Genomic DNA, 26,189 nt, shown 5'->3' on the forward strand with positions numbered 1-26,189 from the left:
AGGCCCGCTCGGGCGGGGTGACTCCTACCATGGTTCCCATGATGACGGATGGGCAATTCGGCGCTCCCGCAAGAGAGTTCGACTTCTTCATCAGCTACTCCCCGGCCGACGAGCCGTGGGCGGCATGGATCGCCTGGACCCTGGAGGAAGCCGGCTACCGCACGGTCGTGCAGGCCTGGGACTTCGTACCGGGAACCAATTTCATAGACTTCATGGACCGCGGGGTCAGCGAGTCCCGGGCCGCGATCGCCGTACTGTCCCGCCATTACGAACGCTCCACCTACGGACGCATGGAATGGCAGGCCGCCCTGCGCGCATCGCCCGAGTCCCCCGAACGACGGCTGCTGACCGTGCGGGTGGACGAGATGCCGATCGAGGGACTGCTCGCCACCATCACCTACGTCGACCTGGTGGGCGTGGCCGACATCGACGCCGCCCGCTCCCTGCTGCTGACCCGGGTCGAGCAGGCCGTCGACGGACATGCCCGCCCGGGCCGGCGGCCCGGCTATCCCGGCAGCGGCCCCGGCCCCGTCCGCCACCCGGAGCAGCCGAACCCGGCCCAGCCGCAGCCGAGCGCACTCGCCGGCCCCGGCTGGGCCGGGCGCAGGCGGCCGGCCCGGGCACCGCTCTACCCGCAGGACTCCGCGGCCGGCGGCGGCCGGGCCCAGGACGCCGTGACCGTCCTGCACCTGGCCGGCCCGGACTTCGGGCGCGGCCGGGAGCCCGACTCGCTCAGCCGGCAGATCCGCGGCGACCTGATCATGCTCAGGGACGCGGGCGCTCCCGCCCCCGACCTGATGGTGGTGACCGGGGACCTCACCGCGTCCGGCAGTCCGCGCGAGTGCGACCAGGCCTCAGCTTCCTGACCGCCCTGCGGTCCCAGCTCGACCTGTCCCCCCAGCGCGTGATGGTGGTGCCGGGCGCCCAGGACGTGAACCAGGCCGCGTCCCAGGCCTACTTCCACACCTGCGAGGCCGACGAGGTCGCGCCGCAGCCGCCGTACTGGCCCAAGTGGCGCCACTACACCCGGCTCTTCCGCGGCCTGTACCAGGGCCTGGACACCGTCTTCGACAGCGATCAGCCCTGGACCCTCTTCCCGGTGCCGGAACTGAGCACGGTCGTCGCCGGGTTCAACTCCTCCATGGCCTACAGCCACCGCCCCGAGGAGCAGTACGGGTACATCGGCCGCGATCAGGCCGCCTGGTTCGCGGAGGCCATGCGCCGCTACGAGGAGGAGGGCTGGCTGCGCATCGGCGCGCTCCGCCACCCGCTCACCGACGGCCGCCGCCCCGGCGACGCGATCGGCGGCCCGGGCGGTCTGCGGGACGCCGACACCCTCGCCAGGCTGGCCGCCCCGCGGCTGCACCTGCTGCTGCACGGCCCGACCGGCGGCCCGCGCACCCTCACCGGCGTCCCCAGCCGCACCCAACTGCCCGGCGCCGCCGGAGAACTGCCGCTGTTCGGCTCCGCCGCCCCCGCCCGCTTCCAGCTCCTGCGGGTCACCGCGGACGGAGTCACCCGCTGGGACGACCGGATCACGGCCGAGGGCGAGCACTTCCCCGGCGACTGGAGGCAGACCCGCCGCGTCTTCCCCGTCCCCGAACTGCCCGCCGTCATCACCGTCGAGCACCCGCGGGGCAGGGCTCCCCTGGAGGATCCGGCCGCCTCCCTCATCGAGCGGGTGAAGGAGATCTGCCGGGTGCGCAGGGAGGGCGTACGGCTGCGCGACGTCCCGCGCCGCGAACCGTCCGACATCGCGCAGATCATGGCCACCTGGCAGGAGTCGGAGGACGGCGTCGTGCAGCAGCAGCGCATCGCCGTCCACCCCGGCACCCCCACCGAGGACGAGATCGACCGCTTCATCGCCCAGGTGCACGCGACCGACACCGGTTCCGAGGCCGTCCTGGTGTACGCGGGCGACGCCCCCGCGAGCGGGCTGCGGCAGCGGGCCGCCGGCCACGGCGTCCGGGTCCGGGTGCGCAGCTTCATCGAGTTCCAGGGCCTTCTCGACCTGCGCGGCTACGTCGCCGCCCAGACCGCCCGGCTCGCCGCGAGCGATCAGTACCCCCCGGGCCTCTACCTCCCCCAGCGCTACCGCGACGCCGACCGCGGCGACGGCCAGGACCGTGCCGGCCAAGAACGCGACGGGCTGGTCGAGGAACTGCTGGAGCTGCTGGAGTCCGACCACGGCCGCTTCGTCCTGCTCCTCGGCGACTTCGGACACGGCAAGACCTTCGCCCTGCGCGAGCTGGCCCGCCGCATCCCCGAACACCTCCCCCACCTGACCCCGCTGCTGATCCCGCTCAACACCCTCGACCGGGCGCACAGCCTCGAGGGCCTGGTCGCCGCCCACCTGGCCGGGCACGACGTCGACACGATCGACCTGCGGGCCCTGCGCTACATGCTCGCCCAGGGCCGCGTCGTCCTGCTCTTCGACGGCTTCGACGAACTGGTCCACCGGGTCAGCTACGACCGCGCCGCCGACCACCTCCAGGTCCTCCTCGACGCCGCCGTCGACAACGCCAAGATCGTGGTCAGCAGCCGCACCCAGCACTTCAAGTCGCACGCCCAGGTCCTCACCGCGCTCGGCGAGCGCGTCGGCCTGCTGCCGCAGCGCCGCATCCTCTCCGTCGAGGGCTTCACCCCGGCGCAGATCCGCTCCTACCTGGTCCGCAGCTACGGCGACGAGCGCGCGGCCAACCAGCGCTTCCAGCTCCTGCGCAACATCCCCGACCTGCTGATGCTCTGCCGCAACCCCCGGCTGCTCTCCTTCGTCGCCGACCTGAGCCAGGACCAGCTGCGGGCGGTCGCCGGAGCGGGCCGCGCGCTCAGCCCGGCCCGGCTCTACGAGGACGTGTTCACCTCCTGGCTCGGCTACGAGGAGCTCCGCGGCCAGGGAGGCCCCGGCGCCCCGCCCGGACTCACCGTCGACGAGCTGTGGGCCGCGGTGACCGCGCTGGCCTGGCGGCTGTGGGAGAGCGGCCGCAGCGCCCTGCGGCTCGACGAGCTCACCGAAACCGTGGCCACCACCCTCAGCGAGCTCACCGAATCCCCGCTCACCCCGTCCGAACGGGCCCAGGCCGTCGGCGCGGGCAGCCTGCTGGTGCGCAGCGACGACGGGGTGTTCCAGTTCATCCACGGCTCCGTCATCGAATGGCTCGTGGCACGGGAGGCAGCACGCCAGCTCGCCCGGGGCCGGCACACCCTGCTCCACGCCCGCCCGTTCAGCCAGCTCGCCGTCGAGTTCTTCTGCGACCTCGCCGACCACGAACGGTGCGCCCGATGGGTGCGCGACGCCCTCGACTCACCCGGACGCGGGATCAACGACGCCGCCCGCGCCAACGCCGTCCGGATCAGCGACCGGCTCCGGGTGCCCGCCAACGCCGACCTGCGGGGCGCCCGACTGGCCGGTGAGGACCTCTCGCACCGCGACTTCTCCGGAGTCGACCTCAGCGACGCCGATCTGACGGACACGCGGCTGGTCGGCGCCAACCTCTCGGGCGCCCGGCTGCGGGGCACCCGGCTGACCGGCGCCCGCCTCGACCGGGCCGACCTGAGCCGCGCCGACCTGACCGGCGCGAACCTGAGCCGGGCCCGGCTGACCCGGGCCGATCTGCGGGGCGCCGCGCTGACCGGCAGCCGCTGGCACCGGGCCGCGCTCATCGACGTGACGATGGACGACGCGGTGCGCTCGGCCCCCGAGCTCAGGACCGCCTCGATCGCCCCCGGGATGCCGGTGGACGCCGGGTTCAGGCCGTCGGCGGTCGGCGTCCCCTACGGCTTCGGCATGCGCACCAGCCGCCTCCCCGAGCCCATCGCCTACAGCGCCGACGGCGAACTCCTCGCCGTCGGCAGCGAGGACGGCTCCATCCTGGTCTGCGGCGCCGACGACGGCCGGGCGGTGCGCACCCTCCAGGGGCACGAAGGACGGGTGTACGCCGTGAAGTTCCGGCCCGACGTGATCGCCACCGGCGGCTCCGACGGCGCGGTGCGGCTCTGGGACCCGGTGACCGGAGCGTGCCGGCACAGCCTCACGGTCCACCCCGACGGGGTGTGGCCGGTCTCGTTCGACGCGGCCGGCACCCTGCTCGCCACGGGCGACCGCGAGGGCCTGGTCACGGTGTGGGACGTGGCCACGGGCGGGCCCGTGCACCGGCTGCCCGGCCACACCGCGCCCGTCTACACCGCGGTTTACGGCCCGGGCGGCATACTGCTCACCGGCGACGCGACCGCGAAGGTACGCGTCTGGGACCTGGCCACCGGGCACTGCGTCCGGGAGATCGACGGCCATCAGGGCGCCGTCTACCGCGCCCGGTTCAGCCCGGATGGCACGCTCTTCGCGACCGCGGACCGGGGCGAGGGCGGGCGCGGCGGCACCGTGCGGATCTGGCGGACCGCCGACGCACGGCTGCTGCACGAGTTCACCGGACACACCGGCCGCGTGTACGTCCTCGACTTCCACCCCGAGGGCAACCTCCTGGCCAGCGGCTGCACCGACGGCCAGGTACGGCTCTGGGACCCCGTCGTCGGCACCCCCGCCGGAACCCTCGAACGGGGCACGGGCGCCGTCTACCAGGTGCTGTTCGGCGACGAGGGCAAGCTCCTCGCCGCCTGCGACAGCAACGGCGCGGTCCGGCTGTGGACGGTCACCACCGGGCGGCCGCACGGCTACACGATCGCCCTCCACCCCCAGCAGCCCGCCGAGCACCGGGGCACCGCCTGGGCATGCGCCTTCCGGCCCGGCGACAGCCAGCTGCTCACCGTCGGCAACGACGGCGGCGCGCAGATCTGGGATTCCGCCACCGGCCAGGGCAAGCGCATCCTGCGCGGCCACGGCCGCCGGATCAGCGGCGTGGCCTTCAGTGCGGACGGCGCGCAGCTGGCGACGGCCGGCAACGACGGAGTCGTACGGCTCTGGGAGACGCGCACGGGACGGCGCACGGACGAGCTGTCCGGCCGCGGAGACCGGCTGGTCTCGGCGGCGTTCAGCCCCGTCGAGCCCCTCCTGGCCACGGCCAGCAACGACGGGGACATGTACCTGTGGGACCCGGCGAGCGGCGAATACCTGAGGGAACTCGACGCCGAGACCGAGCACGTCTGGGCGGAGGCCTTCAACGCCGACGGCACCCTGCTCGCCACCGCCAACGACGACGACTCCGTGCGCGTCTGGTTCCGCCCCACCGGTTCCCCCGTGTCGAACCTGACCGGGCACCGGGGCCGGGTCCGCTCGATCGACTTCCGCCCGGACGCCGACGTCCTGGCCACCGGCTGCGACGACAGCGTCGTACGGGTGTGGGACGCCAGGAGCGGCCGGCTCGTGGAGGAACTCGGCGGGAGCAGCGGGCACGCGGACCGGGTGTACGGCGTCGCGTACGGGCCGGGGAGCGCCTGGCTGGCCAGCGCGAGCTGGGACGGCAGCGCCATCGTCTGGCGGGACGGGGAGGCGGGTCCGCGCCTGCGCGGACGCGGCGGCCGGCTCTGGGCCGTGGCCGCCCACCCGAGCAGCCCGCTGCTCGCGGTCGGCGGCGACGACCGGTCGGTGTGCCTGTGGCACGCGGAGACGGGTGAGCACGTCACCGACCTCGTCGGCCACACCGGCCGGGTGCTCTCCCTCGCCTTCTCCCCGGACGGTACGACGCTGGCGAGCGGCGCCGAGGACGGCACCGTACGGCTCTGGAACCTCCCGGCGGACGGCGGCCCGCCGGCGCTGCGCGCGACGCTGATGGGCATGACGGGCGGCTGGGCGGCGCTGACCCCGTCCGGCGGCTACAAGTACGAGGGCGACGTGGCCGGTGAGTTCTGGCACGTCGTGGGAATGTCCCGGTTCACCCCGGGGGAACTCGACGAGTACCTGCCGGGCATCCACCGGCTGCCGCTGGGGGAGGAGTTGTGAGCTCGCCCGCGCGTCCTGGGCGCCGCCGATCGCGGCGTTCAGGACGCCGCCGGCGTCCGGGAGCGGCTATTCGTCGTCGCCGAGCAGGACTTCCCTGACCCGGTGGGCGACGCTCACGACGTCCGCGTCGCCGGGGATCTCGATGGTCACGCTGTCGCCGTTCGCCTTGATCTCGACCGTGACCCCCCTGGACCGCCCGAAGTTGTTGCGGACGAGCTCCGTGAGACGCAGGAAGGTGTCGGGCCCCTGGAGGAGGCTGATGGTGGCGTTCAGGGCCGAGAAGCCCACGACGACGATCTCGGCCGTGCTGCCCCGGCCCCCCGGCCGGATGGCAAGACCCTCTGCCACCAGCAGATCGGCGATGTCCGACGGCATGGCTACGGCAATCATGGAGGAGATCCTTTCGGTTGTTCAGTACGCCTGGAACGAGGCCCAGATGATGGGGTGGGGATCGCGGATCTCCTCACCGTCGAGGTCCTCCCCGCGCACCGAGAAGACCTTCCACTCGGTGAGCATCCGCAGCTGCAACCGCCGCAGCAGGTCCGCGTGGTCGCCGGTCCGCTGCCCGTCGAGCATCCCCCGGACGAGGAGGTCCTCGAAGGCCTCGGTGAAGGAGGCGTCGCGGATGTCGAGGGAGGTGGCGATCACCTGATCGGCGCCGGAGTGGATCGCGCCCGCCGCGAGCCCCATGCCTTCACCGCCCAGGGCCGACGCGGTGGAGCTGGAACAGCACGACAGGATCACCCGCGTGGGCATCGGCAGGAAGGGCGTGCCGTCGTCGAACGCCCCGAAGAGCTCGCCCGACTGCACGTACGTCTCCTCGGCCAGGGGCAGGGCCGACCAGGCCGGGTCGCTGTCGTGCACCCCGTGACCGCGGTAGAAGAACACCCCGTGGGTGGAGGGGCCGATCTTGTGCAGGGCCGCCAGCAGGGCGTCCTTGGTCCCGGGGCCGTCGGGCCCGGAGGCGGTCAGGAGCACGGCCGCCTCGTTCACCACGGAATCCGCGGTCCGTTCGCGCAGCGACCCGTCCGGATTGTCGCAGGCCAGCAGGAACGGAACGGGCGAGCCGGGCGGCAGCCCGCAGGCGCGTGACGCGCGCCTGAGCTGCGTCGGCGTGGAGGTCCACATCCGCAGGACCGCCTTCTCGATCAGCCGCTCCTCCGTGCCGGGGATCATGGTGATCGCCCAGGGCACACAGGTCAGTTCGCGGGCCGCGGAGATCGTGAGCCGGAGCGGTTCGTCCGCGCCGGCCCGCCGCAGCGCTTCGACGAGCGGCGGCGGCAGGAGCTGCCCGATCGTGCGGGTGACGATCTGCTCCTCCGCCGACCGCCAGCTCCTCAGCTGGGTGAACGGCTCGTAGAAGTCCCCGGGGCCGCGCTTGTAGGGGAACAGGCTCCACGTCTTGCGTTCGGAGGACTGGGAATGCCCGGCCAGGCCCAGCAGGACCGGCTTGATCCGGTCGAACTCGCGGAGGTCCTGCGCGCCGTACCCGGCGGGCCGCCCGTCCCGCGCGACGAACCAGAAGAGGAGGCCGTCCTCGATGTGGGTCGACCAGAAGACGCCTTCGGGCAGCGCGTCGTCCAGGGGCCGCGCCGCGAGGCCCTGCGCCTCCTTGGGCGGCAGGGCGGTGCGGTAGTGGGGCAGAAGGAGGGCCGTGCCCTGGTAGGAGACGGGCTCCGGAAAGTGCAGGAGCGTCGAGTTCAGGGCGTCGTTGAGCGCGGTGAAGACCGCCGACGACACGACCGGGCCGCTGCCGTCGGCCGCGGCGGGCTCTTCCTGCGGGGCCTGGGCGGGCGGCGCGAGCGCCTCGGCGCTCTCGCCGTCCGGATCCTCCGCATCGGCGTCCGCGGGGCCCGACGTGAACTCGAACCCGCTGCCGGCGAGCTTCTCGTCGTCCTCGATCTCGACGGCGGCGCCGAGCAGGGACTGCAGCCGGCACGACTCGATCAGCTCGGCGACCGTCCGCTCGTCCCCCAGGGCGACCGCCGAGACGAGGGCCGCGCGCCGGGTGGGTCCGAAGTTCTTCCAGAGGGAGAGCCGTTGGGTGTGCGAACACGCGCGGTACCGCTGTGCGTCCAGCTTCGCCCAGGCGGACAGGGCCACGCCCAGGGCCTCCTCGTACCGCTCCAGCGAGGTCCAGATGCCCGCGGCCGCTTGTTCCAGCTCCCCGACCAGCCAGTCGTCGGCCCGGTCCGCGGCGAGCCGGGCGCGGGCCGCGGTGAGGAGGCCGAGGGCGCGTTCCGGCTGCGCGTCGGCGGCGAGCCGTTCCGCGAGGCAGGAGACGAGGTAGGTGTAGGGGATGATCCCCAGGTCGTGGACCCGCTCGATGCCGTCGGCCGCGTTCGCGTCGAGCAGGGGCGCCGGGTCCAGGATCCGGGCCGCGATCCGGTGGAAGGCGGCGGACGGGCCGTGGGACGCGCCCTGGATGATCTCCAGACCGTCCCTGGCGGCGGCGTGGTCCCCCTCCTTCATCGTGAGGACGACCATCTGGGCGTACGTACGGCGGACGTGGCGGGGAGCCGCCCAGTGGAGGGCGGCGCCGGTGAAGCACTCGGCCGCGGTCGACCAGTCCGCATAGCGCACGTACTCGCGCCCCAACAGCTCGTAGAGCCGGGCGAGATGACGGTCCTTGGGCGGCAGTGCGCCCGGCTCCGGAAGATGGTCGGTGATCCTGATCAGCATCGCCCGTACCCAGGAGTGCCCGGCGTTCCCCGAGTCCTTCGAGTCCGCGATGCCCAGCCCGCCGAGGAAGCCTTCGAGTTCGAGCAGCTCGCGCTGCCGGCGTGCGGACGGGCCGTCGGGCCGGTCCAGCCGGGCGTCGAGGCGCGAAGCGATCCACCGGGTGCTGCGCGTGGAGAGGTGCCCCTGCGCGGGAAGCTTCCGCTCCCGGGCGATGCGCCCCGCCACGACGAGCGCGCGCTCGTACGCCGTGAACCTCATGTGCGCCCCCCGCGTGCCCCGCCCGTTGAGAGCAGCCATGGTGCCGCGCCCGCGTGACCGATACCGGCGAACCGGAATATTCATACCGGCGGAACGTCGTGATCCGGCAGCCCGCAGGCGAGTATCAGCCCCGTCCGCCCGGATGGCGGGGAGGAAGCCGCGGTGGCCCCTGTGGCGCGGGCGGCTCGCGCTAGTGTGCGTACGTGAGCTCTCATGTCGTCATTGGTTTTGGACCTGCAGGCGCCGCCACCGCTCGGCTTCTGGCCGAGCAGGGCCATTCCGTAAGGGTGGTCACCACGTCGGGCAGAAGCCCGGAACCGGGAATCCAGCACTTCGCGTTCGACGCGACCGACAGCGCGCGGCTGACCGAGACCGCGCGGGGCGCCGCCGCGATCTACCACTGCGCCGCGCCTCCCTACCACCACTGGGCGCGCGCCTGGCCGCCCCTGGCCTCGTCGGCCCTGGCCGCGGCCGAGGCGACCGGTGCCGTCCTCGTGATGCTGGGGAACCTCTACGGCTACGGGCCGGTGGACGGTCCCCTGACCGAGGACCTCCCGCTCGCCGCCACCGGCACCAAGGGGCGGGTGCGCGCCGCCGCGTGGGAGCAGGCACGGAAGCTGCACGAGCAGGGCCGGGTCAGGGCGGTCGAGGTACGGGCCTCGGACTTCTTCGGCCCCGGCGTCACCGACGGCGGCCACCTGGCCGGACGGGTCCTGCCACCCCTGCTGCGGGGCAAGCCGGTCTCCACCCTCGGGGACCCGGACGCCCCGCACAGCTGGACCTATCTCCCCGACGTGGCCAGGGCCCTGGCCGAGGTCGCGGGCGAGGAGCGGGCCTGGGGCCGGCCGTGGCACGTTCCGACGGAGCCCGCGCTGTCGGTCCGGGAGATGGTCGGCCGCCTGGCCGCCCAGGCGGGCACGGGGCCGGTCGCGGTGCGCCGGATCCCGCCGGCCGCACTTGGCCTGGCCTCGCTCTTCTCCCCGCTGATCCGCGAACTGAAAGAGATCCGCTACCAGTTCGACCGCCCGTTCGCCGTCGATTCGGGTGCCTACGAGGCGGCGTTCTCGGTCCGGGCCACCCCCGTCGACCAGCAGGTCAAGGAGACCGTGGACTGGTGGCGCGAGCGCCTGGCGGTCACCGGGTGACAGCTGCGAGAGGGACGGATCCCACGGTGGACTCAAGGGGCGTGCGGCGCGACGACATCGCTGTCGTGGGGATGGCGTGCAGGTTCCCTGGAGCACGCGATGTGAACCAGTACTGGCGGCTCCTGACGGCACCCCGGACCCAGTTCTCCACCATCCCGGACTCGCGCTGGCGCACCGCCGCCTTCCTCGGCGACAGCCTCCGTGACACCTCGTCGGCGTACACGGACACCATGGCGCTGCTGCCGGACGTGGGCCACTTCGACGCGGCGCACTACGGCATCCCGCCGCGGCGGGCCAGGGCGATGGACCCCCAGCACCGGCTGCTGATCGACCTCGCCCGCGAGGCGATCCAGGACGCGGGGTGGGAAGCCGACGGCTTCGACCGCGAGGAGACCTCGGTCATCACGGCGCTCACCGAGAGCGGCTACCGCGAGCTCAGCACCATGCAGATCCGGATGCGGCAGCTGACCGGCGGAGAGTTCGGGGCGCGGGCGGCCGACCCCCGGTGGCCGGAGACCGTCCGCGCGGTCGACGGACTGCACGGCACGTCCGCGGCCGGACTGCTGCTCAACATGGGGCCGAACACGATCAGTTCGGTCTTCGACCTGCACGGCGAGAGCTACGCGCTGGACTCGGCGTGCTCGGGTGGACTCATGGCCGTGGCCAACGCCGTGCACGCCCTGCGCGCGGGCCGGTCCCGCATCGCACTCGCGGGCGGCGCCCAGCTGATACTCGCCCCCGACCTGCTGGTGGGGCTGTGCCGGATCGGCGCCCTCTCGCGCAGCGGCAGGTGCCTGCCCTTCGGCGCGCGGGCCGACGGCTTCGTCCTGGGGGAGGGAGCCGGGGTCCTGGTGCTGCGGCCCCTGGCCGACGCACTGGCGGCCGCCGACCGGGTCTATGCCGTGATCCGCGGTGTGGGGACGGCCAACGACGGGACCGTGCAGGGCGGCATGTACCCCCGCGCTGCCGGTCAGCTCCGGGCCCTGCGCCGCGCGTACCGGGACGCGGACCTGCCCCCGGACGCGGTGGGCTACCTGGAGGCGCACGGCACCGGCACGACGGTCGGTGACCCCGTCGAGCTCGACGTCCTGCGCGAACTGCGCGGTGAGCGGGCCGCACCCGCCCACCTCGGGGCGGTGAAGGCGGTGATCGGACACTCGCTCAACTCGGCGGGGATGGCCGGGCTCATCAAGTCCGTCCTGGCCGTGCATCGGGGCGTGATACCGCCGCAACCGGAGTTCGACCTGGCCGACCGCCCCGCGCTGGACGCCGCGCGGCTGACCGTGGCCACGGAGCCGACCCCCTGGCCGGACGACGGCCGGCCGCGCAGGGCGGGGGTGAGCGCCTTCGGCTTCGGAGGCACGGGCGTGCACGTGGTGGTCGAGGAGTGCGCCGCGCCGGATCGCCCGGCACCGGCGGGGGGACCGCACCACCTGGTCCTCAGCGCCCGCGACCGGGCCGGGCTGGCCCGCTACGCCCGGGAACTGGCGCACACCCTCACCGAGGACCGGCCGCCGCTGGCTGCGGTGGCGGACACCCTGGCCCGCCGGGCGCCCCTCACGGAACGCCTCGACGTCGTGGCGCAGGACGCCGCCGACGCCGTCGCCCGGCTGACCGCGGCGGCCGAGGCCGTCGCGGCGGGCCGTACGGGAGAACCCGGCCCGGGAGGAGAACCCGGCCCGGGACCCCGTCCGTCGACCGAGCGCGTGCCCCCGTGCACCCTCCCGCCGAGTCCGCTCGCCCCGCGCCGTCACTGGGTCGTGGACGAGTCGGCCCGCGAGCTGCAGGACCGGGCCGGACCGGTGGACCCGCCCGGGGTGGCGCCTGCCGTCTCGCCCGCGGTCCCGCCCGTGGCCTCGCCGCGGCCCGATGGAGCGTCCGCCGCGGCCGTCGTGCTCGAAGAGGTGTCGCGGACCGGAGTCTTCCCGGTCTCCGACCTGGGCGAGCGGATGACGCTCGTGACAGATCTCGGCTTCGACTCCCTGATGCTGCAGGAGCTGGAAGTCGGCATCGGCAAGCGCGTACCCGGCTTCCGCACCGAGGAGCTGTTCTCGCCCGACCTCACCGTCGGCCGGCTGATCGCACTGGTCGATCCGGACCGCGCCGAGCCGGCACCCCCCGCGCAGCCGCCGCCCCGGGAGGCACTCCCGGAGTGGGGCGCGGGGACGGCGAGCGTCGACGACTTCCCGGAGGTGGGCCGGTTCGAGGAACGCCTGAACGCGATCGCCGACAGCGGGGCCCAGTATCCGTACTTCCGGGTCCACGAGGGCAACATCCGCGACACCACGGTGATCGGGGGGCGTGCGTACCTGTCCTTCGGAAGCTACAACTACCTGGGGATCTCCGGACATCCGGCGGTCAACGAGGCCGCGCGCCGAGCGGTCGACCGGTACGGGACCTCGGTCTCCGCGAGCCGGGTGCTGTCGGGTGAACGGGAGCTGACGGTCCGGCTGGAGCGGGCGCTGGCCGCCTTCCTCGGCGTCGGCGACTGTCTGACGCTGGTGAGCGGCCACGCCACGAACGTGACCGCGATAGGGCACCTCGTCGGCGCGCAGGACCTCGTGGTGCACGATGCGCTCGCCCACGACAGCATCCTGCAGGGCTGCGCCTTGTCCGGGGCGGCGCGGCGCCCGTTCGCCCACAACGACATCGGCCAGCTGGAACACATGCTGCGGCTCAACCGGTCCCGGTTCCGGCGGGTGCTGATCGCCGTCGAGGGCGCCTACAGCATGGACGGCGACCTCGTCGACCTGCCCGCCGTGATCGAGCTGAAGAAGCGTTACGGTGCGCTGTTGATGGTGGACGAGGCGCACAGCATCGGCACGGTCGGCGAACACGGCCGGGGCGTGGGCGAGTTCTTCGGCGTCGACCGGTCCGACGTGGACCTGTGGATGGGCACCCTCTCCAAGGCCTTCGCCAGCTGCGGCGGTTACCTCGGGGGCTCGCCCCGGATGGTGCGCTGGCTGCGCCACACGCTGCCGGGGTTCGTCTACAGCGTGGGCCCGACCCCGGCCAACGCGGCCGCGGCCCTGGCCGCGACCGAGCTGATCGCAGCGGAGCCGCACCGGGTCCGCACGCTGCGGCGCAACGCCCGGCTCTTCCTCGGCCTGGCCGCCTCGGCCGGTCTGGCCACCGGCTCCAGTGCCGACACCCCGATCGTGCCGTGCGTCCTCGGCGACTCGGCGCGGACCCTGCGCGTCGCGGGCGGGCTGTTCGACCGCGGGATCATCGCGGATCCGATCGTGCACCCCGCCGTGGAGGACGGACTGTCGAGGCTGCGGTTCTTCCTCACCAGCGAACACCGCGAGGACGACATCAGGCGTGCCGTCTCGGTCCTGGCCGAGGAGGTGGCCTCCACCGGGCACTGAGCGACTCCCCTCAGATCAGGGTGCGTTCGATCCGGCTGAGCATGGCGCTCTTCCCGGGATCCCCGCCCTCCTCCGCGTCCGCCGCCGGGGGCGCGCCGTGCCGTTGCCCGGCGCTGCCCATGCGCTGGGAGAGCAGATAGGCGATGATCTCCGCCTCCTGCTCCTGGACGTCGTCGTAGGTCGCGCGCAGGAGCATGTCCCGTACGAGTTGGGGGTCGAGGTTGGGGAAGAGGAGTCGGGCGGCCGCCTCGTCCAGCCCGCCTGCCCCTCGATGGCAGCAGATGATGTGGCCCAGCTCGTGCAAGATGATGTGCTCCTGATGCGCGCTGGTCGTGTTGGCGTCGTAGAAGATGAGGTCCTCGTCGCGTGCGGCGACCCACATGCCGCACGGATGCGTGGAGGGCATCTGCATCGGGACGAGCGTGATCGGACGGTCGCGCGCCTCGCCGAGGTGGCGGCACAGCTCGGCCACGTCGGTCACCTCGGGGAGGCCGAGTTCGGCGATGCGCCGGGCGCCCGCCTTCCTGAGCTTCTTGAGCTGGCTGCGGCGGTCCTGGTCGGCCGACCGCTCCTTCCAGGCGCCCCTCATTCGGGTGCGGAGGAGTCGGTGACCGGCGGCAGGCCCTGCATCTGCCGGTACTGGTCCATGATGGCCGTGATGGCCTGGAGGTTCTCCTTCTTCATCCCGGCCGCGCGCATCGCCACCGCGCGGACCCCGGACTGGCGCAGCGCCTCGATGGCGGCGATCTGGCTGAGCACCGACTCGGCGACCTTGTCGTCGAAGAAGTAGGCGACCGAGACGCCGAAGAAGCGGGCCAGGGCGGCGAGGAGGTCGGGTGAGGGGTTGGAGCGCTTCCCCGTCCGCAACTGGGACAGATACACGCCCCCGACCTTGAGTTCGGGGCTGGCGCGCTTCAGCTCCTCCGCCACCTCGGCGTTGGTCCAGTGCTTGCCCTTGGGACGAACCGTCTTGAACAGGTGGTCGAGGCGCACTGCGAGCAGGGGCCGGTCATCGGACCCGCTTTCCGTCCCGGTCATGGTGAATCTTCCTCCCGTCACCTCCTCGGCATAGCCCTTGGCTATCTGTCAGTCTCACAGATTAGCAGTCAGTTGACAATTGGCCTGGAATCCGCCACCGTTGGGGTCTCGCCGATAGCTGTCAGCTAAGTCGACTCACGGGGGCATTGCGGAGTCGGCTGCCGGCGACATCGGACTGGCCCGGCCCTCGGGGGATGGGCCGGGCCAGTCCGGGCGGGAGCCGACCGTCCGGCCCGACGTGAAGTCGGGGGAGACGGGGATGCCCGCCCGGTTTGACGGGGGATGCAAACCGGGCGGGAGCTCTCAACTCGCGGTGCCGAGTTTACTGTAGGCGGCTGCGACTTGGGTGAGCCAGGCCACTTCCGCACTGAAGTTGTCCGTGTCGCGGTCGTCGAAGTCGCCCGCGTCCTTGTTGTCGTGGGGGACGGTGCCGGTCCGCTTCGCGAGCAGGGCCTGCTTGATCTGCGCCGCTTCCGTGAACGCCTGCCGCAGCTCCTCGCTCGCCTCCCCGCCCGGCCCGCCGGCCCCGTCCGAGCCGCCGGCCGTACGGTCGATGTACGGGCGCAAGTCCCGCCATCCGTCGCGTATTTCGACGACCCGCCGGTGGAGTCGGTAGTCGAGGTCCGAGACCGAGGCGCCGGGCGGCTCCAGGGCGATGTCCGGGGAGGCCTCGTACAGGTCCCGCCAGAGCGGGTACAGCGCCCGGTAGGTCCGGTAGGTCCGGGACCACTCCAGGAGCCGGGTGGCCGAGGGGCCCCAGGAGGAGTTCGTCAGGCTGAGCGAGAGCAGCACGATGCCCGCCGAGCTGAAGACCGAAGCGGCGACCTTCCAGGCGCCGATGTCGACCCCGCCCGCCGCCGTGAGGATGTTGACCGTCCGCGCCGAGCAATAGAGGAAGAGGACCACCGAGGCCACCGAGAGCAGCCGCAGGGCCTGCCGCAGCGTGGCGTTGTCGGTCATCCGGGCGTAGGGGCCGCACTGCCGGTAGATGGTGACGCACGGAACCGCCTGGGAGACGATGAAGACCAGGAGGTACGTGAGCATCAGCGGCTCGCTGGTGCCGTCGAAGTCCGAGGCGGGCCGGCCGGGGCCGTCGGCGAGGAAGAACAGCGCCGTCAGCAGCACGTCGAGGGTGATGCCGCAGACCAGCCAGTAGCGCGTCCTGCGCACCGTCGCCTCGTCCGCGGCCGCCCACCGGAGCAGGATGATCTGCGCGCTGACGCAGAAGGCCACCGCCGCCAGGTGCATGACGAGGATGGCGAGATTGCCGACGCCCAGGAGGCTCTTGCCGCCCATGGCGAAGGCGCCCATGGTGAAGGTGAGGCACTGGAGCAGCAGAGTGGCGATCAGCGTGCGGTAGGCGCTGTCCCTCCAACTGCGGCGTGCCTGGCACAGCCGGTAGACGAGCGCCGCGTACGACGACAGCGCTGCTATGACGAAGCAGAGGGTTCTGGTGGTGTTCACGTCCCGGTTTTCTGCGCGTGCCGCGCATGCGGCGGACGGTTCAGTCGGTGGTCTCGCCCGAGGGGACCACGAGCCCGATGCTCTCGGCGGCCACGGCGATGGAGTAGTCGAAGAACGCGGCCTCGTCCCTGACGCTGTCGTGGGTGCGGCTGAAGACCTGGAACACCAGCAGCCCGATCAGATTGCTCCACAGGACGATGCCGCGCTCGATGATGTCCGAGAACGGAGCCTCGGGGACGCCGCCGAAGGCCTCCACGGCGGCCGGCAGGAGGAGCGGCGGGCCGGGCACCGCCCGCCGGGGCGGGGCGAGTTCACCGCCCACCAGCGCCGACCGCACGATGCCGGCGAGCACCCCGGGGGTGCGCGAGGCGGGCGGGACCGTGTCCTGCGGGGCGTGGTAGCCCGGCACGGGGGAGCCGTAGATCAGCGTGAACTCGCCGGGGTTGGCGAAGGACCACTCCCGCAGGGCGCGCGTCACCGCGAGGAGCCGTGCACCCGCCGGGGCACCGGCTTTGACGGCGGCCTCGTCGGCCCGTTCCATCGCGGCGCCCGACGCGTCGTAGGCGTCGATGACCAGTGCGGTCAACAGGTCGTCGCGGTGCGCGAACACGGCCTCGACATCGGTGAGAGCGAGACCGCAGTCGCGTGCCACGCCGTCCAGGGACAGCCCTCCGGCACCCAGCTTCACCAACTGCCGACGCGCGGTGTCCTTGACCACCGTTTTCGGCGTCACGTCGTCGCCGGTCGAACTTGCTGCGGAATCCATGGCCGCACCGTACCCGCCGCCGGCAACACCCGTCAGTGCTGCCTCCGGAGCACCGCGGCCCAGCGCCGAGATCCGGCCACGCCGCGGGCCTGCGAGGGCTGCGACACGGTGTGACATGCAGGTCGAATCCGGCCGTGCCACCCTGTTCACACGGCCTCGGGGACCAGGCAGCCGCGACGAACGGAGCGCGCTGTGAGCAGTCCGATCCACTCCGGCCGCCCCGCATCGCTGCGGCGCGGCCTGGCCACCGCCTGCGCCGCACTGCTCTTCGTGGCACTGGCCCCCGGTACGGCGGCCACCGCGGAACCCTCTCCGTCGCCGTCGGGTGACGCGGAGCAGGGCCCGCTCGACCCTCGCATCACGGAGATCATGCGGAAGCCGCAGTACAGCCACGCCCAGTGGGGCCTGCTGCAGACCGAACCGGACGACGGGCGCGTGGTGCACAGCATGTTCCCCGGGCAGTTCTTCATCCCCGGCTCCACCGCCAAGCTGATCAGCGTCTCGGGCCCGTGGCAGACCCTCGGCGCGGACCACCGCTTCGTGACCCCCCTCTACGCGGTCGGCGAGCGCAGCGGCGCCACGCTCACCGGCGACCTCGACCTCGTCGCCCAGGGCGACCTCACCATGGGCGGCAGGACGCGCCCCGACGGCACCGTCGCGTACACCGATCTCGACCACACCTACGCCAACGACTTCCCCGGCGCGACCCTCACCCCGGAGAACCCCCTCGCCGGGATCGACCAGCTCGCCCGGCAGGTCCGTGAATCCGGCATCACCCGCCTCGACGGCGACGTGATCGTCGACAGCCGGATCTTCCTCCCCGACCCCGTCCTCGACCCCACTCCGACGCCGCTGATCATCAACGACAACCTGATCGACCTGATGACCACCCCCGGGGGCAAGGCCGGTGCGGACGCCCGCCTGGACTGGCGGCCGAAGGTCGCTCCGTACCAGGTCACCTCCACCGTGAAGACCGTGGCGGCCGGGAAGCCGACCGCCGTCACGGTGACGGCCGCCGACGGCGGCGCCCGGATCCGGCTGTCCGGAACCATCGCGGCGGACGCCGAGCCGCTGCTGCGCACCTCACCGATCACCGATCCGGCCGCCTTCGGCCGCACCGCGCTGATCGAGGCGCTCGGACGGGCCGGCGTGCGGGTCACCGCCGACCCGGCCGGACCCAACCCGGTCGCCCGGCTGCCGCGCGACTACGCGTCGCGGCCGCGCGTCGCCGCGTACACCTCCCCGCCCTACGCCCAGTACGCCAAGCTGATCCTCAAGGTCAGCCACAACCTCGGCGCCAACCTCGGCATCTGCCTGATGGCCGTCACGACCGGCAGCCACCAGTGCGAGGACGGCTTCCCGGTGCTCGCCGACTTCCTGGACCGGGCGGGCGTCGACCGCAAGCAGGCCCAGCTCATGGACGGCAGGGGAGGAAACCCCGCCGACCGCGTGACCCCTCAGGTGCTGGTGCAGATGCTGGCGTACTGGCAGCGGACCCCTGACGCGAAGCTCTTCCGGGAGGCCCTGCCGATCCTCGGCGTGGACGGGCTGCTGGCCGACAACTGCCGTGCCTGCCCCGCGCGCGGGAAGGTCTTCGCCAAGACCGGCGCGGCCGTCGGAGGCGACGCCCTCAACGACCGGCTGGCCGTCGGCGCCATCACGATCGCCGGCTACCTGGACAAGGGCGGTGGCCGCTACGACACCTTCTACGCGGGCGTCAACGGCGCCTCCACGCCGACCGCCGACCGCGCCGGGGTACTGACCATCGCCAACGACCTCGCCTTGATCGCCGCCTACCTCCAGGAGTCGTCCGCGCCCTCGCCCTCTCCTTGATGGCGCGCCAGCCTGCCGTGGCGCCCGGCACACAGGACGTCCGCCACCTCCTGGGCGAAGCCCCGCGACCGCACGGGCACGACGCTCGGCTCGCCCCCGCCCACCACCGCGGCCCGCGCCGTCCTCTCACGTGCGAGCGCCGTGTGGTCGCAGCACCGGCACCGGCACCGGCACCGCACGCTCAGCTCCGGATCCGGGACCACGGGGGGCGAGCCGGCGCCCCCGTGCCCGTTTCCGAGCGGTCAGCCCCGTCGGCCCGGTCCAGAGCGCCCCGATCCTCCACTGCTGGGCGGCCGGCAGAGCCGCGGAGCGCGAAACGGTGCCGCTGCCCAGCCGTACGTAGCCGCTCCGGATCCTCCAGACGACCCTCGCGCACGGGGCCCAGGTCTCGGCCAGACGGTCCAGCGCCCAGCCGACCGGCCTCCGGCGCTCCGCCGCGCACACGGTGTCAGCACGTTCCGTTCATCCTGTACGGCCTTCTCCTCCGCAGGACGGGCTGCGCCCCCCGGCCGGCAGGTGCCGCCCGCAGGGTGAAGGGCGCCTCCGGCACCGGAACAGCGCTCACACGGTGATCACGGTCTTGCCCACGAGCTCCCGGGACTCGATCGCCGCGTGCGCCGCTGCCGCGCGCTCCAGGGGGAAGGTGGCGCCGATCACCGGGCGCAGGGTGCCCTCGGCCGCCGCCCGCAGGGCCTGCGCCGCGAGGGCGGCCCGCTCCGGGGTCGTCAGCCGGACGTCCGCGATGCCGAGCAGGCGGACGCCGCGGGCCGCCGCATCCGCCGGGGTGACCGGGGCGAAGCCGCCGGTCGGAGCGCCGTGGGCCGAGAACCGGCCGCCCGTCGCCACCAGTGGGAACGCGGCCAGGCCGACCTCGCCGCCCACCCCGTCCAGTACGACGTCCGCGCCCGCGCCGCCGAGCGCCTCGCGGGCCCGGCCCACCCAGTCGGGGCGGGCCGCGTCGACGACGGCATCCGCGCCCAACTCCCGTACCAGGGAGGTCTTGTGGTCGCCGCGGGCCACGCCGACGACCCGGGCGCCCGCGGCCTTCGCCAGCTGGACCAGTACGGTGCCCATGCCGCCCGAGGCCCCCAGGATCAGCACCTGCTCGCCGGGCCGCAGCGCCGTGCTGTCCAGCAGCCTGGCGGCCGTCACCCCGTCGTGCACCAGGGCCGCCGCGTCGGTGAAGGACACCTCGTCCGGTACGAGGGCCAGGCCCTCGGCCGGGGCCAGGGCCAGCTCCGCGTAGCCACCGCCGTCGATGCCGGCGACGACGCGGCGGCCCTTCCACGCGGGGTCCACGCCCTCGCCGGTGGCGCGGACGGTACCGGCTATGCCGCCGCCCGGCAGGTAGGGCGGGGTGACCTGGAAGTACTCGCGGCCCCACCCGCTGCGCACCTGGGTCTCCACGAAGATCGTGTCCACGGCCGCGACGGCGATCAGCACCTGCCCCGGGCCGGCCACCGGCTCGGGAACCTCTGTGGGGACCAGTACCTCCGGACCGCCGAACCCGATCGCCTGTGTCGCACGCATGGCACTCACCCCTCCACCAGGGCCTCCGGTCTCTCCGGCGCCCGTGCCGTGAGCCTCGGATATCAAGCGCGGTTGAGGTCAAGCGGTGGCCGTCCGGCCCGTCGGGGCAGGGCCGCGCGGACTTTTACCCGGCATTGAGATGGCTGTCAAGTCCCGAGATTCCGGAACATGACCCGGGGGTGCCGTCCGGGGCTTACTTGAGGAGCGGAAAGGAAACGAAGCGAAAGGTACAGACGGAAAACCTCGCAAAGGGATTCCTCCTCTCGCCAGTATCGCCGCACCGTCCCGGAAATCCGGGCAGGTCAATATCCCTCTTCATCGGTAGGAGAAAGTCATGAACCGCAAGATGTACACCAACAGCACTGTCCGCCCCAACCGCAAGGGCTTCCGCCTGGCGACGCTGATCGCCTCGGCCGCCATGGTGACCGGAGGGATCCTCCTGCCGGCGTCCGCTGCGACGGCGGCTCCGATGCCCGACCACGTGCACTCCATCCTCCTCCCGACCGACGGAGGCGCCGGAGGCAAGGGCGGCAAGGGAGGGAGCGGCGGCCTGGTCGGCGGCGGCGGTGGCTCCGGCGGTGGCGGTGGCGGCAGCGTCACCGGTACCGGCGGTAAGGGCGGCGAAGGCGGTGGCGGTGGCGACGGGCTCCTCGTCGGCGGCGGTGGCGGCGGTGGCGGCGGTGGCGGTGAAGGCCGCTTCGGTGGCGACGGCGGCAAGGGCGGCAAGGGCGGCTTCGGCATCCTCGAAGGCGGCGGCGGTGGCGCCGGCGGTGGCGGCGGTGACGGCCGGATCAAGGGCGGCAAGGGCGGCGACGGCGGAGAGGGCGGCTTCAGCTTCTTCCAGGGTGGTGCCGGCGGTGACGCAGGTGACGGCGGCTTCGGCGGCCTGATCGGTGGCCTCGGCGGCGACGCCGGTGCCGGTGGTGGCTCCATCTTCTAGAAGACGGACCCGATCCGACGGGGTGGAGGCCTTCCGGGCCTCCACCCCCCCAACCCGCAACCCCCATCCCCAACCTCTTGCTTTACGGAAACGGAGTACCCCATGTTCACGTGCACCTGGCAGCGTCCGCTCATCCTGGCGGCGGCCTCCCTGGCCCTCGTCACCGGCACGGCCTGCGCCGCGCAAGCGTCGGAGTTCAAGGCCCCGGCGGGCACCAGCTCCTCGGTCACGGCCGAGCAGCCCACGCACTGTGCGCTGGGTGGCAAGGGTGGCAAGGGCGGCGAGGGCGGCAAGGGCGGGGCGGGCGGAAGGGGCGGCAAGCCCGGCGAGCCGGGTGAGCCCGGCAAGCCCGGCGGAGTGGGCTGCTTCCGGTTCGATGACCTGCCCGACAAGTCGAAGTCCGACCTGTCGGTGGTCGACAAGGTCCGCATCGTGATGGTCCTGCTGGTCGACGACTCGGACGAGATGAAGGAAAAGGTCGCCAAGAAGTACGACATGTCGCAGGACCAGCTCGACGACCTGAAGGAGGCCTACATCGAGGGCAACTGGTTCGCCCTGATGGGAGACGGCTTCTCCTCCCCCACCTGAGGAACCTGAGGGACCTGAGGAACCTGAGGGACCTGAGGAACCTGAGGGACCTGAGGGACCTGAGGAACGAGGGCGGGCAGGCGGGGACGGAAAACGACTCAAGGACGATTCCCCTCGGGGCGCTCCGGCCCGATGCGGCCGGCGCGCCCCGAGCATGTGCGCCGGAGGGCTCGTCCACGGCGCGGAATTCGGCCAACCGAACCGCGTAGCGGAAATCAATTTCTAGGCAAGGGAGAATCTCATGCGCGTGCGATCTTGGAAGTTCCGTCTCGGCCTTCTCGTCTCTTCGACCCTTATCGGTGCCGGTGCCATAGCACCGGTCGCCACGGCGGCGCCGGCACTGCCGAGCCAGACGGTCGAGGCGGCCGCCGGTCAGCAGCAGGTCCCGACGCCCGGCGGCGGTGACACCCAGACGGGCGGGAACCGCTTCGGCCGCAACGGAGCGATCGGCAAGTTCGGTGACCGGCTCACCGGCAAGGTCAAGCTCGACAAGGACGGGGTCCGCGTCGGTGACAAGGTCTGCGCGGGCAAGTGCAACGGCTCGGTCAACGGCACCGAGGGCGGCAGCGGCGGCATCTGCGCCGGACTCTGCAACGGCAGCGCCAACGGCGGCACCGGCACGACGGGCCGGCCGGGCGGCGGCACCGGCGGGACGGGCGGCAAGGGCGGGGTCTGCGCCGGGGTGTGCCACGGCAGTGTCAACGGCGGCGACGGCGGCACCGGCGGGGCGGCGTCCCCCGGCGGCGACGGTGGCGAAGGCGGCCTCGGCGGCGACGGCGGCCTCTGCGTCGGCGTCGGCTGCGGGACCAGCGGATTCGGCGGCCGCGGCGGCACCGGCGGCATCGGCTGACCCCACCACCACCGCCACGCCACGGGTCCCCGGCACACCACGTGCCGGGGACCCGTTCCGTCTCGAAGGGGCACTCGTATGGATCACTGGATAGACTTCAGGTATGGAAGAGCGGCCTGGCGCGTGACCTTCGCACCCGGGCCGACACCGTCGCGTCGAGCGCGACCCGTTCAGCCACGTCGTCCCTCGGGCGACGCTCCATCGAGGACGGGGTCGGCATGATCGGCACCTTCGCCCACGGGCATCGCTTCGGCACCGCGCCGTCGTCCGGCCGGCCGGGTGAGGCGGGCGTCTGATGGCCTCGGCACCCGACCTGAGCGTGTACACGGGCCGGCCGTCCGGCCTGATCGGCAAGCAGATCGCGGGCTACCGGGTGGAGCGCCTGATCGGCCGCGGCGGCATGGCCGTCGTCTACTCCGCGAAGGACCTGCGCCTGGACCGTACGGTCGCGCTCAAGCTGATCGCCCCCGAGCGCGCCCGCGACGACACCTTCCGGCGCCGCTTCACGCACGAATCGCGGGTGGCCGCGAAGATCGACCACCCGCACATCGTGCCGATCTTCGAAGCCGGTGAGACCGACGGCGTCCTCTACATCGCCATGCGGTACGTCTCCGGGCTGGACCTGCGGGCCCTGCTGGACCGGGACGGCCCGCTGCCCGTCGCGACGGCGCTGCGCATCGCCTCCCAGGTGGCGTCCGCGCTCGACGCGGCCCACGAGCACGATCTGGTGCACCGGGACGTCAAGCCCGGCAACATCCTGGTCGCCGCGGGCACCGACAGCGACCACCCCGAGCACATCTACCTCACGGACTTCGGACTGACGAAGAAGTCGCTGTCGCTCAGCGGGTTCACCACGGCGGGGGAGTTCGTGGGCACGCTCGACTACATGGCACCGGAACAGATCACCGGCAGGCCGGTCGACGGCAGGTGCGACCTCTACAGCCTCGCCTGCGTCGTCTACGAAACCCTCACCGGCGGGCCCCCCTTCGTGCGCGACGAGGACGTGGCGCTGCTGTGGGCGCACCAGTACGACCAGCCGGCTCCCCTGTCGGAGCGGCGGCCCGGGATCGCACCCGCCGCCGACGAGGTTCTGGCCAAGGCCCTGGCGAAGGTGCCGGAGGACCGCTACGACTCCTGCCTGGAGTTCGTGGGAGCCCTGCGCGCCGCCGCCGGAAACGGCAGCAAGCACGAGGACGCTCCGTCGTCCGGGGTGAAACCCCAGGAGCCGCCGCCGGAGCCTCCGATCTGGGCCAGGCCCGTCTTCCACGCCCCGACCGGCGAACCGTAGGGCACTGCGGTCCGTACGGCGGCCGGGCGTGGGGGAGCCGGGTCCTCAGAACCCGGCGAGCGACTGCTCGGCCCAGATGGTCTTGCCGAGCGTGGAGTGCCGGGTGCCCCAGCGCTCGGCGAGCTGGGCGACCAGCAGCAGGCCCCGCCCTCCCTCGTCGAAGGTGCGGGCACGCCGCATGTGCGGGGCGGTGCTGCTCGCGTCGGAGACCTCGCAGAGCAGGGTGCTGTCGTCGTGGATCAGCCGCAGCTCGATCGGCGGCGCCCCGTAACGGATGGCGTTGGTCACCAGTTCGCTGACCACGAGCTCCGTCACGAACGCGGCCTCGTCCAGCCCCCAGGCCGTCAGCTGCTCGGTGGTGTACCGGCGGGCCTGGGCGACGATGGACGGGTCGGAGGGCAGCTCCCAGACGACCACCTTGTCGGCGTGCAGGGCCCGGGTCCGGGCGACGAGCAGGGCGACGTCGTCGTCGGGACGGTGGGTCAGCAGCGCCGCCAGTACGCGGTCGCAGACCGTGTCCAGGTTGGAGGCGGGAAGCACGAGGGCCGCGAACATGCTGTCCAGGGACTCGTCGATGTCACGCTCGCGGGGTTGCAGCAGGCCATCGGTGTACAGGGCGAGGAGGCTGCCCTCGGGAATCTCGGTCTCGAGGGTCTCGAAGGGCAGGCCCCCCAGGCCCAGCGGCGGCCCGGCCGGGACGTCGAGGAGGTAGACGGAGCCCTCCGGGCTGACCACGGCGGGCGGGGGGTGGCCGGCCCGGGCGACGGTGCAGCGGCGGGTGACCGGGTCGTAGACCACGTAAAGGCAGGTGGTGCCGATGCCGCCGGCGGCCTCCCCGGCGGCTCCCTGGTCGCCCTCGTCGGCGGACAGGTGGATGATCAGGTCGTCGAGGTGGGTGAGCAGCTCGTCGGGCGGCAGGTCCACGTCGGCCAGCGTACGCACCGCGGTGCGCAGCCGGCCCATGGTGGCGGAGGCACGGATGCCGTGGCCGACGACGTCGCCCACCACGAGGGCCACCCGTGCGCCGGACAACGGGATCACGTCGAACCAGTCGCCGCCCACGCCGGCATCGGTACCGGCGGGCAGGTAGCGGGAGGCGATCTCGAGCGCCGGGTGATCGGGCAGCGAGTGCGGGAGCAGGCTGCGCTGCAGCGTCATGGTGGTGGTGTGCTCGCGGCTGTTCCGGCGCGCGTTGTGGATGCTGACGGCCGCCCTGGACGTCAGCTCCTCGGCCAGCCACAGGTCCTCCGGGTGGAAGGGCTCCTGACGCTGGTGACGGCTGAAGACGGCCAGGCCGAGCGTGGTACCTCCGGCACGCAGCGGCACCATCATCATCGAGTGGGTTCCGGACTGACTGATCCAGGCGGCTCCGGGGTCCTGGGCCACCCATCGGGCGACGCTGGGGTCCGAGGCCGCGTACACGGCGCCGCGGCCCGCGGCCAGACACTCGACGGGAGGTGACAGCGCCGGATAGACGGCCGTCCCGCCGACCGGGACCTGGGACTCCAGGCCTCCTTCGAGGAGCGCGCGCACGGCGGTGTGGGACACGGTGACCGGCCCCGGGGCCGGCCGGGAGGAGCGCTCGTCGGCGTGCGGGGGAGGCTCCAGCAGGTCGACGACCGCGAAGTCGGCGATCCGGGGTACGGCGGCGTCGGCGAGCTCCTCCGCGGTGCGGGCGCTGTCCGTGCTGGTTCCGATGCCGGCGGTGTCGACGTCCGACAGGAGCAGCTGCGGCCGCTCACCGCCGGTTCCGGTCTTCTCGTGCGCGGCCAGGCATACGGCGCGCACCCGGCCGTCCGCGTCACGCAAGGGGGCCAGCGAGGCCGCCAGGCCGCGATCCGCCCGCGTACCCGTGGGGCGGACGAAGGCGTCGACGTGCTGGGGCTCCCCCGTCTCCACCACCAGGCGCATCCTGCGCTCGGTCTCGTCGCTCACGGGATCCGGCGCGATCTCCGGCAGCCGCAGCCCGCGCATCTCGGTCTCCGTGAGCGACAGCGCGCGCTCCATGCCGGCGTTCGCCCGCACCAGCCGCAGGTCCGCGTCGAAGACCGCGAGGAAACAGGGGGACTGGGCGAACGTCCACTCCTTCAGGGAGTCGCCCCAGGGTGTACGGGGCTCGCCCGGCACGGCGGACACCACGAACCACTTGGTGTTCCCGCCGGTGGACGTCCAGCGGTGCGCGAGCAGTCTCAGTTCCACCCGCCGGCCGTCCCGGTGCCGCAGTGCCACGGTGCCGTTCCACCGGTCCTGCCCGGAGGGGATCCGCCCCGCGCTCTCGTCGACGTCCCCGTCGTCCCGGGCGCCGTCGGCGAGCAGGCGGGCGGCGGGCTGTCCCACGATCTCGGCGGGCTCGTAGCCGAGCAGCCGACGGGCGTCCTCGCTCCACTCGGTCACGATGCCCTGTTCGCTGAGGGTGGCCGTGGCCGTGTAGGTCGATCCGTCGGAGGCGTTCGTCTCCTCCGGCCGCTCACCAGGAGAGGTGGGAAGTTGCTCCATCGCCGCTCATCTCGCCCTCGCTCGTTCCCTCGCCGCGGTTCGACGGCAAC

The 26,189-nt window shown here is 73.0% G+C and carries 17 protein-coding genes; 9 read left to right on the plus strand and 8 right to left on the minus strand.

Annotation, left to right across the window (positions count from 1 at the left end; all coding sequences use genetic code 11):
- Nucleotides 1-38 precede the first annotated feature (38 nt).
- Both OG332_RS38240 and OG332_RS38245 read left to right on the plus strand, forming a co-directional pair.
- On the plus strand, nt 39-866 hold the full coding sequence (locus OG332_RS38240) for a TIR domain-containing protein (protein WP_327417730.1): 828 nt from the start codon (nt 39-41) through the stop codon (nt 864-866).
- Nucleotides 842-5,893, plus strand: a complete 5,052-nt coding sequence (locus OG332_RS38245) for a pentapeptide repeat-containing protein (RefSeq protein WP_327417731.1) — start codon at nt 842-844, stop codon at nt 5,891-5,893. The genes OG332_RS38240 and OG332_RS38245 overlap by 25 nt, the downstream gene beginning before the upstream one ends.
- 66 nt (nt 5,894-5,959) lie before the next feature.
- Here OG332_RS38245 and OG332_RS38250 read toward each other — a convergent pair whose 3' ends face one another.
- Nucleotides 5,960-6,283: a hypothetical protein gene (locus tag OG332_RS38250; RefSeq protein ID WP_327417732.1), complete on the minus strand. Its 324-nt coding sequence runs from the start codon at nt 6,281-6,283 to the stop codon at nt 5,960-5,962.
- Between the two features lie 21 nt (nt 6,284-6,304).
- Nucleotides 6,305-8,833, minus strand: coding sequence for a CHAT domain-containing protein (locus OG332_RS38255; RefSeq protein WP_327417733.1), 2,529 nt, complete (start codon nt 8,831-8,833; stop codon nt 6,305-6,307).
- Nucleotides 8,834-9,036: 203 nt separating this feature from the next.
- Between OG332_RS38255 and OG332_RS38260 the strand changes: the two genes are divergently transcribed.
- A complete protein-coding gene (locus tag OG332_RS38260) occupies nt 9,037-9,978 on the plus strand; it encodes an NAD-dependent epimerase/dehydratase family protein (protein WP_327417734.1) in 942 nt (313 codons plus the stop codon).
- A 71-nt stretch (nt 9,979-10,049) separates the two neighbouring features.
- The gene (locus tag OG332_RS38265) at nt 10,050-13,346 is read left to right on the plus strand and encodes an aminotransferase class I/II-fold pyridoxal phosphate-dependent enzyme (protein ID WP_442816400.1); all 3,297 of its coding nucleotides are present in this window, start codon (nt 10,050-10,052) and stop codon (nt 13,344-13,346) included.
- A 10-nt stretch (nt 13,347-13,356) separates the two neighbouring features.
- Here the strand turns inward: OG332_RS38265 and OG332_RS38270 are convergent, their stop codons facing one another.
- The 4 genes from OG332_RS38270 to OG332_RS38285 form a co-directional block, all read right to left on the minus strand.
- Nucleotides 13,357-13,935: a toxin gene (locus tag OG332_RS38270; protein WP_327417736.1), complete on the minus strand. Its 579-nt coding sequence runs from the start codon at nt 13,933-13,935 to the stop codon at nt 13,357-13,359.
- Nucleotides 13,932-14,384, minus strand: coding sequence for a helix-turn-helix domain-containing protein (locus OG332_RS38275; protein ID WP_327417737.1), 453 nt, complete (start codon nt 14,382-14,384; stop codon nt 13,932-13,934). Before OG332_RS38275 ends, OG332_RS38270 begins: the two co-directional genes overlap by 4 nt.
- Nucleotides 14,385-14,687: 303 nt before the next feature.
- Entirely contained in the window at nt 14,688-15,848 is a 1,161-nt protein-coding gene (locus tag OG332_RS38280; protein WP_327417738.1) for an MAB_1171c family putative transporter, read from the minus strand.
- Nucleotides 15,849-15,888: 40 nt separating this feature from the next.
- Nucleotides 15,889-16,614 (minus strand): TetR-like C-terminal domain-containing protein, encoded by a 726-nt coding sequence (locus tag OG332_RS38285; protein ID WP_327417739.1) that lies wholly within the window; start codon nt 16,612-16,614, stop codon nt 15,889-15,891.
- Nucleotides 16,615-16,806: 192 nt separating this feature from the next.
- Here OG332_RS38285 and dacB point away from each other — a divergent pair, with 192 nt between their 5' ends.
- A complete protein-coding gene (gene dacB, locus OG332_RS38290; RefSeq protein ID WP_327417740.1) occupies nt 16,807-18,447 on the plus strand; it encodes a D-alanyl-D-alanine carboxypeptidase/D-alanyl-D-alanine endopeptidase in 1,641 nt (546 codons plus the stop codon).
- A 561-nt stretch (nt 18,448-19,008) separates the two neighbouring features.
- Here dacB and OG332_RS38295 read toward each other — a convergent pair.
- Complete coding sequence (locus tag OG332_RS38295; protein WP_327417741.1) at nt 19,009-19,977, minus strand: zinc-binding dehydrogenase; 969 nt, start codon at nt 19,975-19,977, stop codon at nt 19,009-19,011.
- Between the two features lie 334 nt (nt 19,978-20,311).
- On the opposite strand from OG332_RS38295, the gene OG332_RS38300 reads away from it, so the two are divergent.
- The 4 genes from OG332_RS38300 to OG332_RS38315 all read left to right on the plus strand — a co-directional run bounded on the left by OG332_RS38300 (nt 20,312) and on the right by OG332_RS38315 (nt 23,643).
- The gene (locus OG332_RS38300; RefSeq protein ID WP_327417742.1) at nt 20,312-20,917 is read left to right on the plus strand and encodes a hypothetical protein; all 606 of its coding nucleotides are present in this window, start codon (nt 20,312-20,314) and stop codon (nt 20,915-20,917) included.
- 102 nt (nt 20,918-21,019) lie between these two features.
- On the plus strand, nt 21,020-21,505 hold the full coding sequence (locus OG332_RS38305; RefSeq protein ID WP_327417743.1) for a hypothetical protein: 486 nt from the start codon (nt 21,020-21,022) through the stop codon (nt 21,503-21,505).
- A 241-nt stretch (nt 21,506-21,746) separates the two neighbouring features.
- Nucleotides 21,747-22,355, plus strand: a complete 609-nt coding sequence (locus OG332_RS38310) for a hypothetical protein (RefSeq protein ID WP_327417744.1) — start codon at nt 21,747-21,749, stop codon at nt 22,353-22,355.
- A 295-nt stretch (nt 22,356-22,650) separates the two neighbouring features.
- Nucleotides 22,651-23,643: a serine/threonine-protein kinase gene (locus OG332_RS38315; RefSeq protein ID WP_327417745.1), complete on the plus strand. Its 993-nt coding sequence runs from the start codon at nt 22,651-22,653 to the stop codon at nt 23,641-23,643.
- Nucleotides 23,644-23,688: 45 nt separating this feature from the next.
- Here the strand turns inward: OG332_RS38315 and OG332_RS38320 are convergent, their stop codons facing one another.
- The gene (locus tag OG332_RS38320; protein WP_327417746.1) at nt 23,689-26,139 is read right to left on the minus strand and encodes a SpoIIE family protein phosphatase; all 2,451 of its coding nucleotides are present in this window, start codon (nt 26,137-26,139) and stop codon (nt 23,689-23,691) included.
- Nucleotides 26,140-26,189 lie beyond the last annotated feature (50 nt).

This window comes from Streptomyces sp. NBC_01233, from assembly GCF_035989305.1.
Taxonomy (GTDB): Bacteria; Actinomycetota; Actinomycetes; order Streptomycetales; family Streptomycetaceae; genus Streptomyces.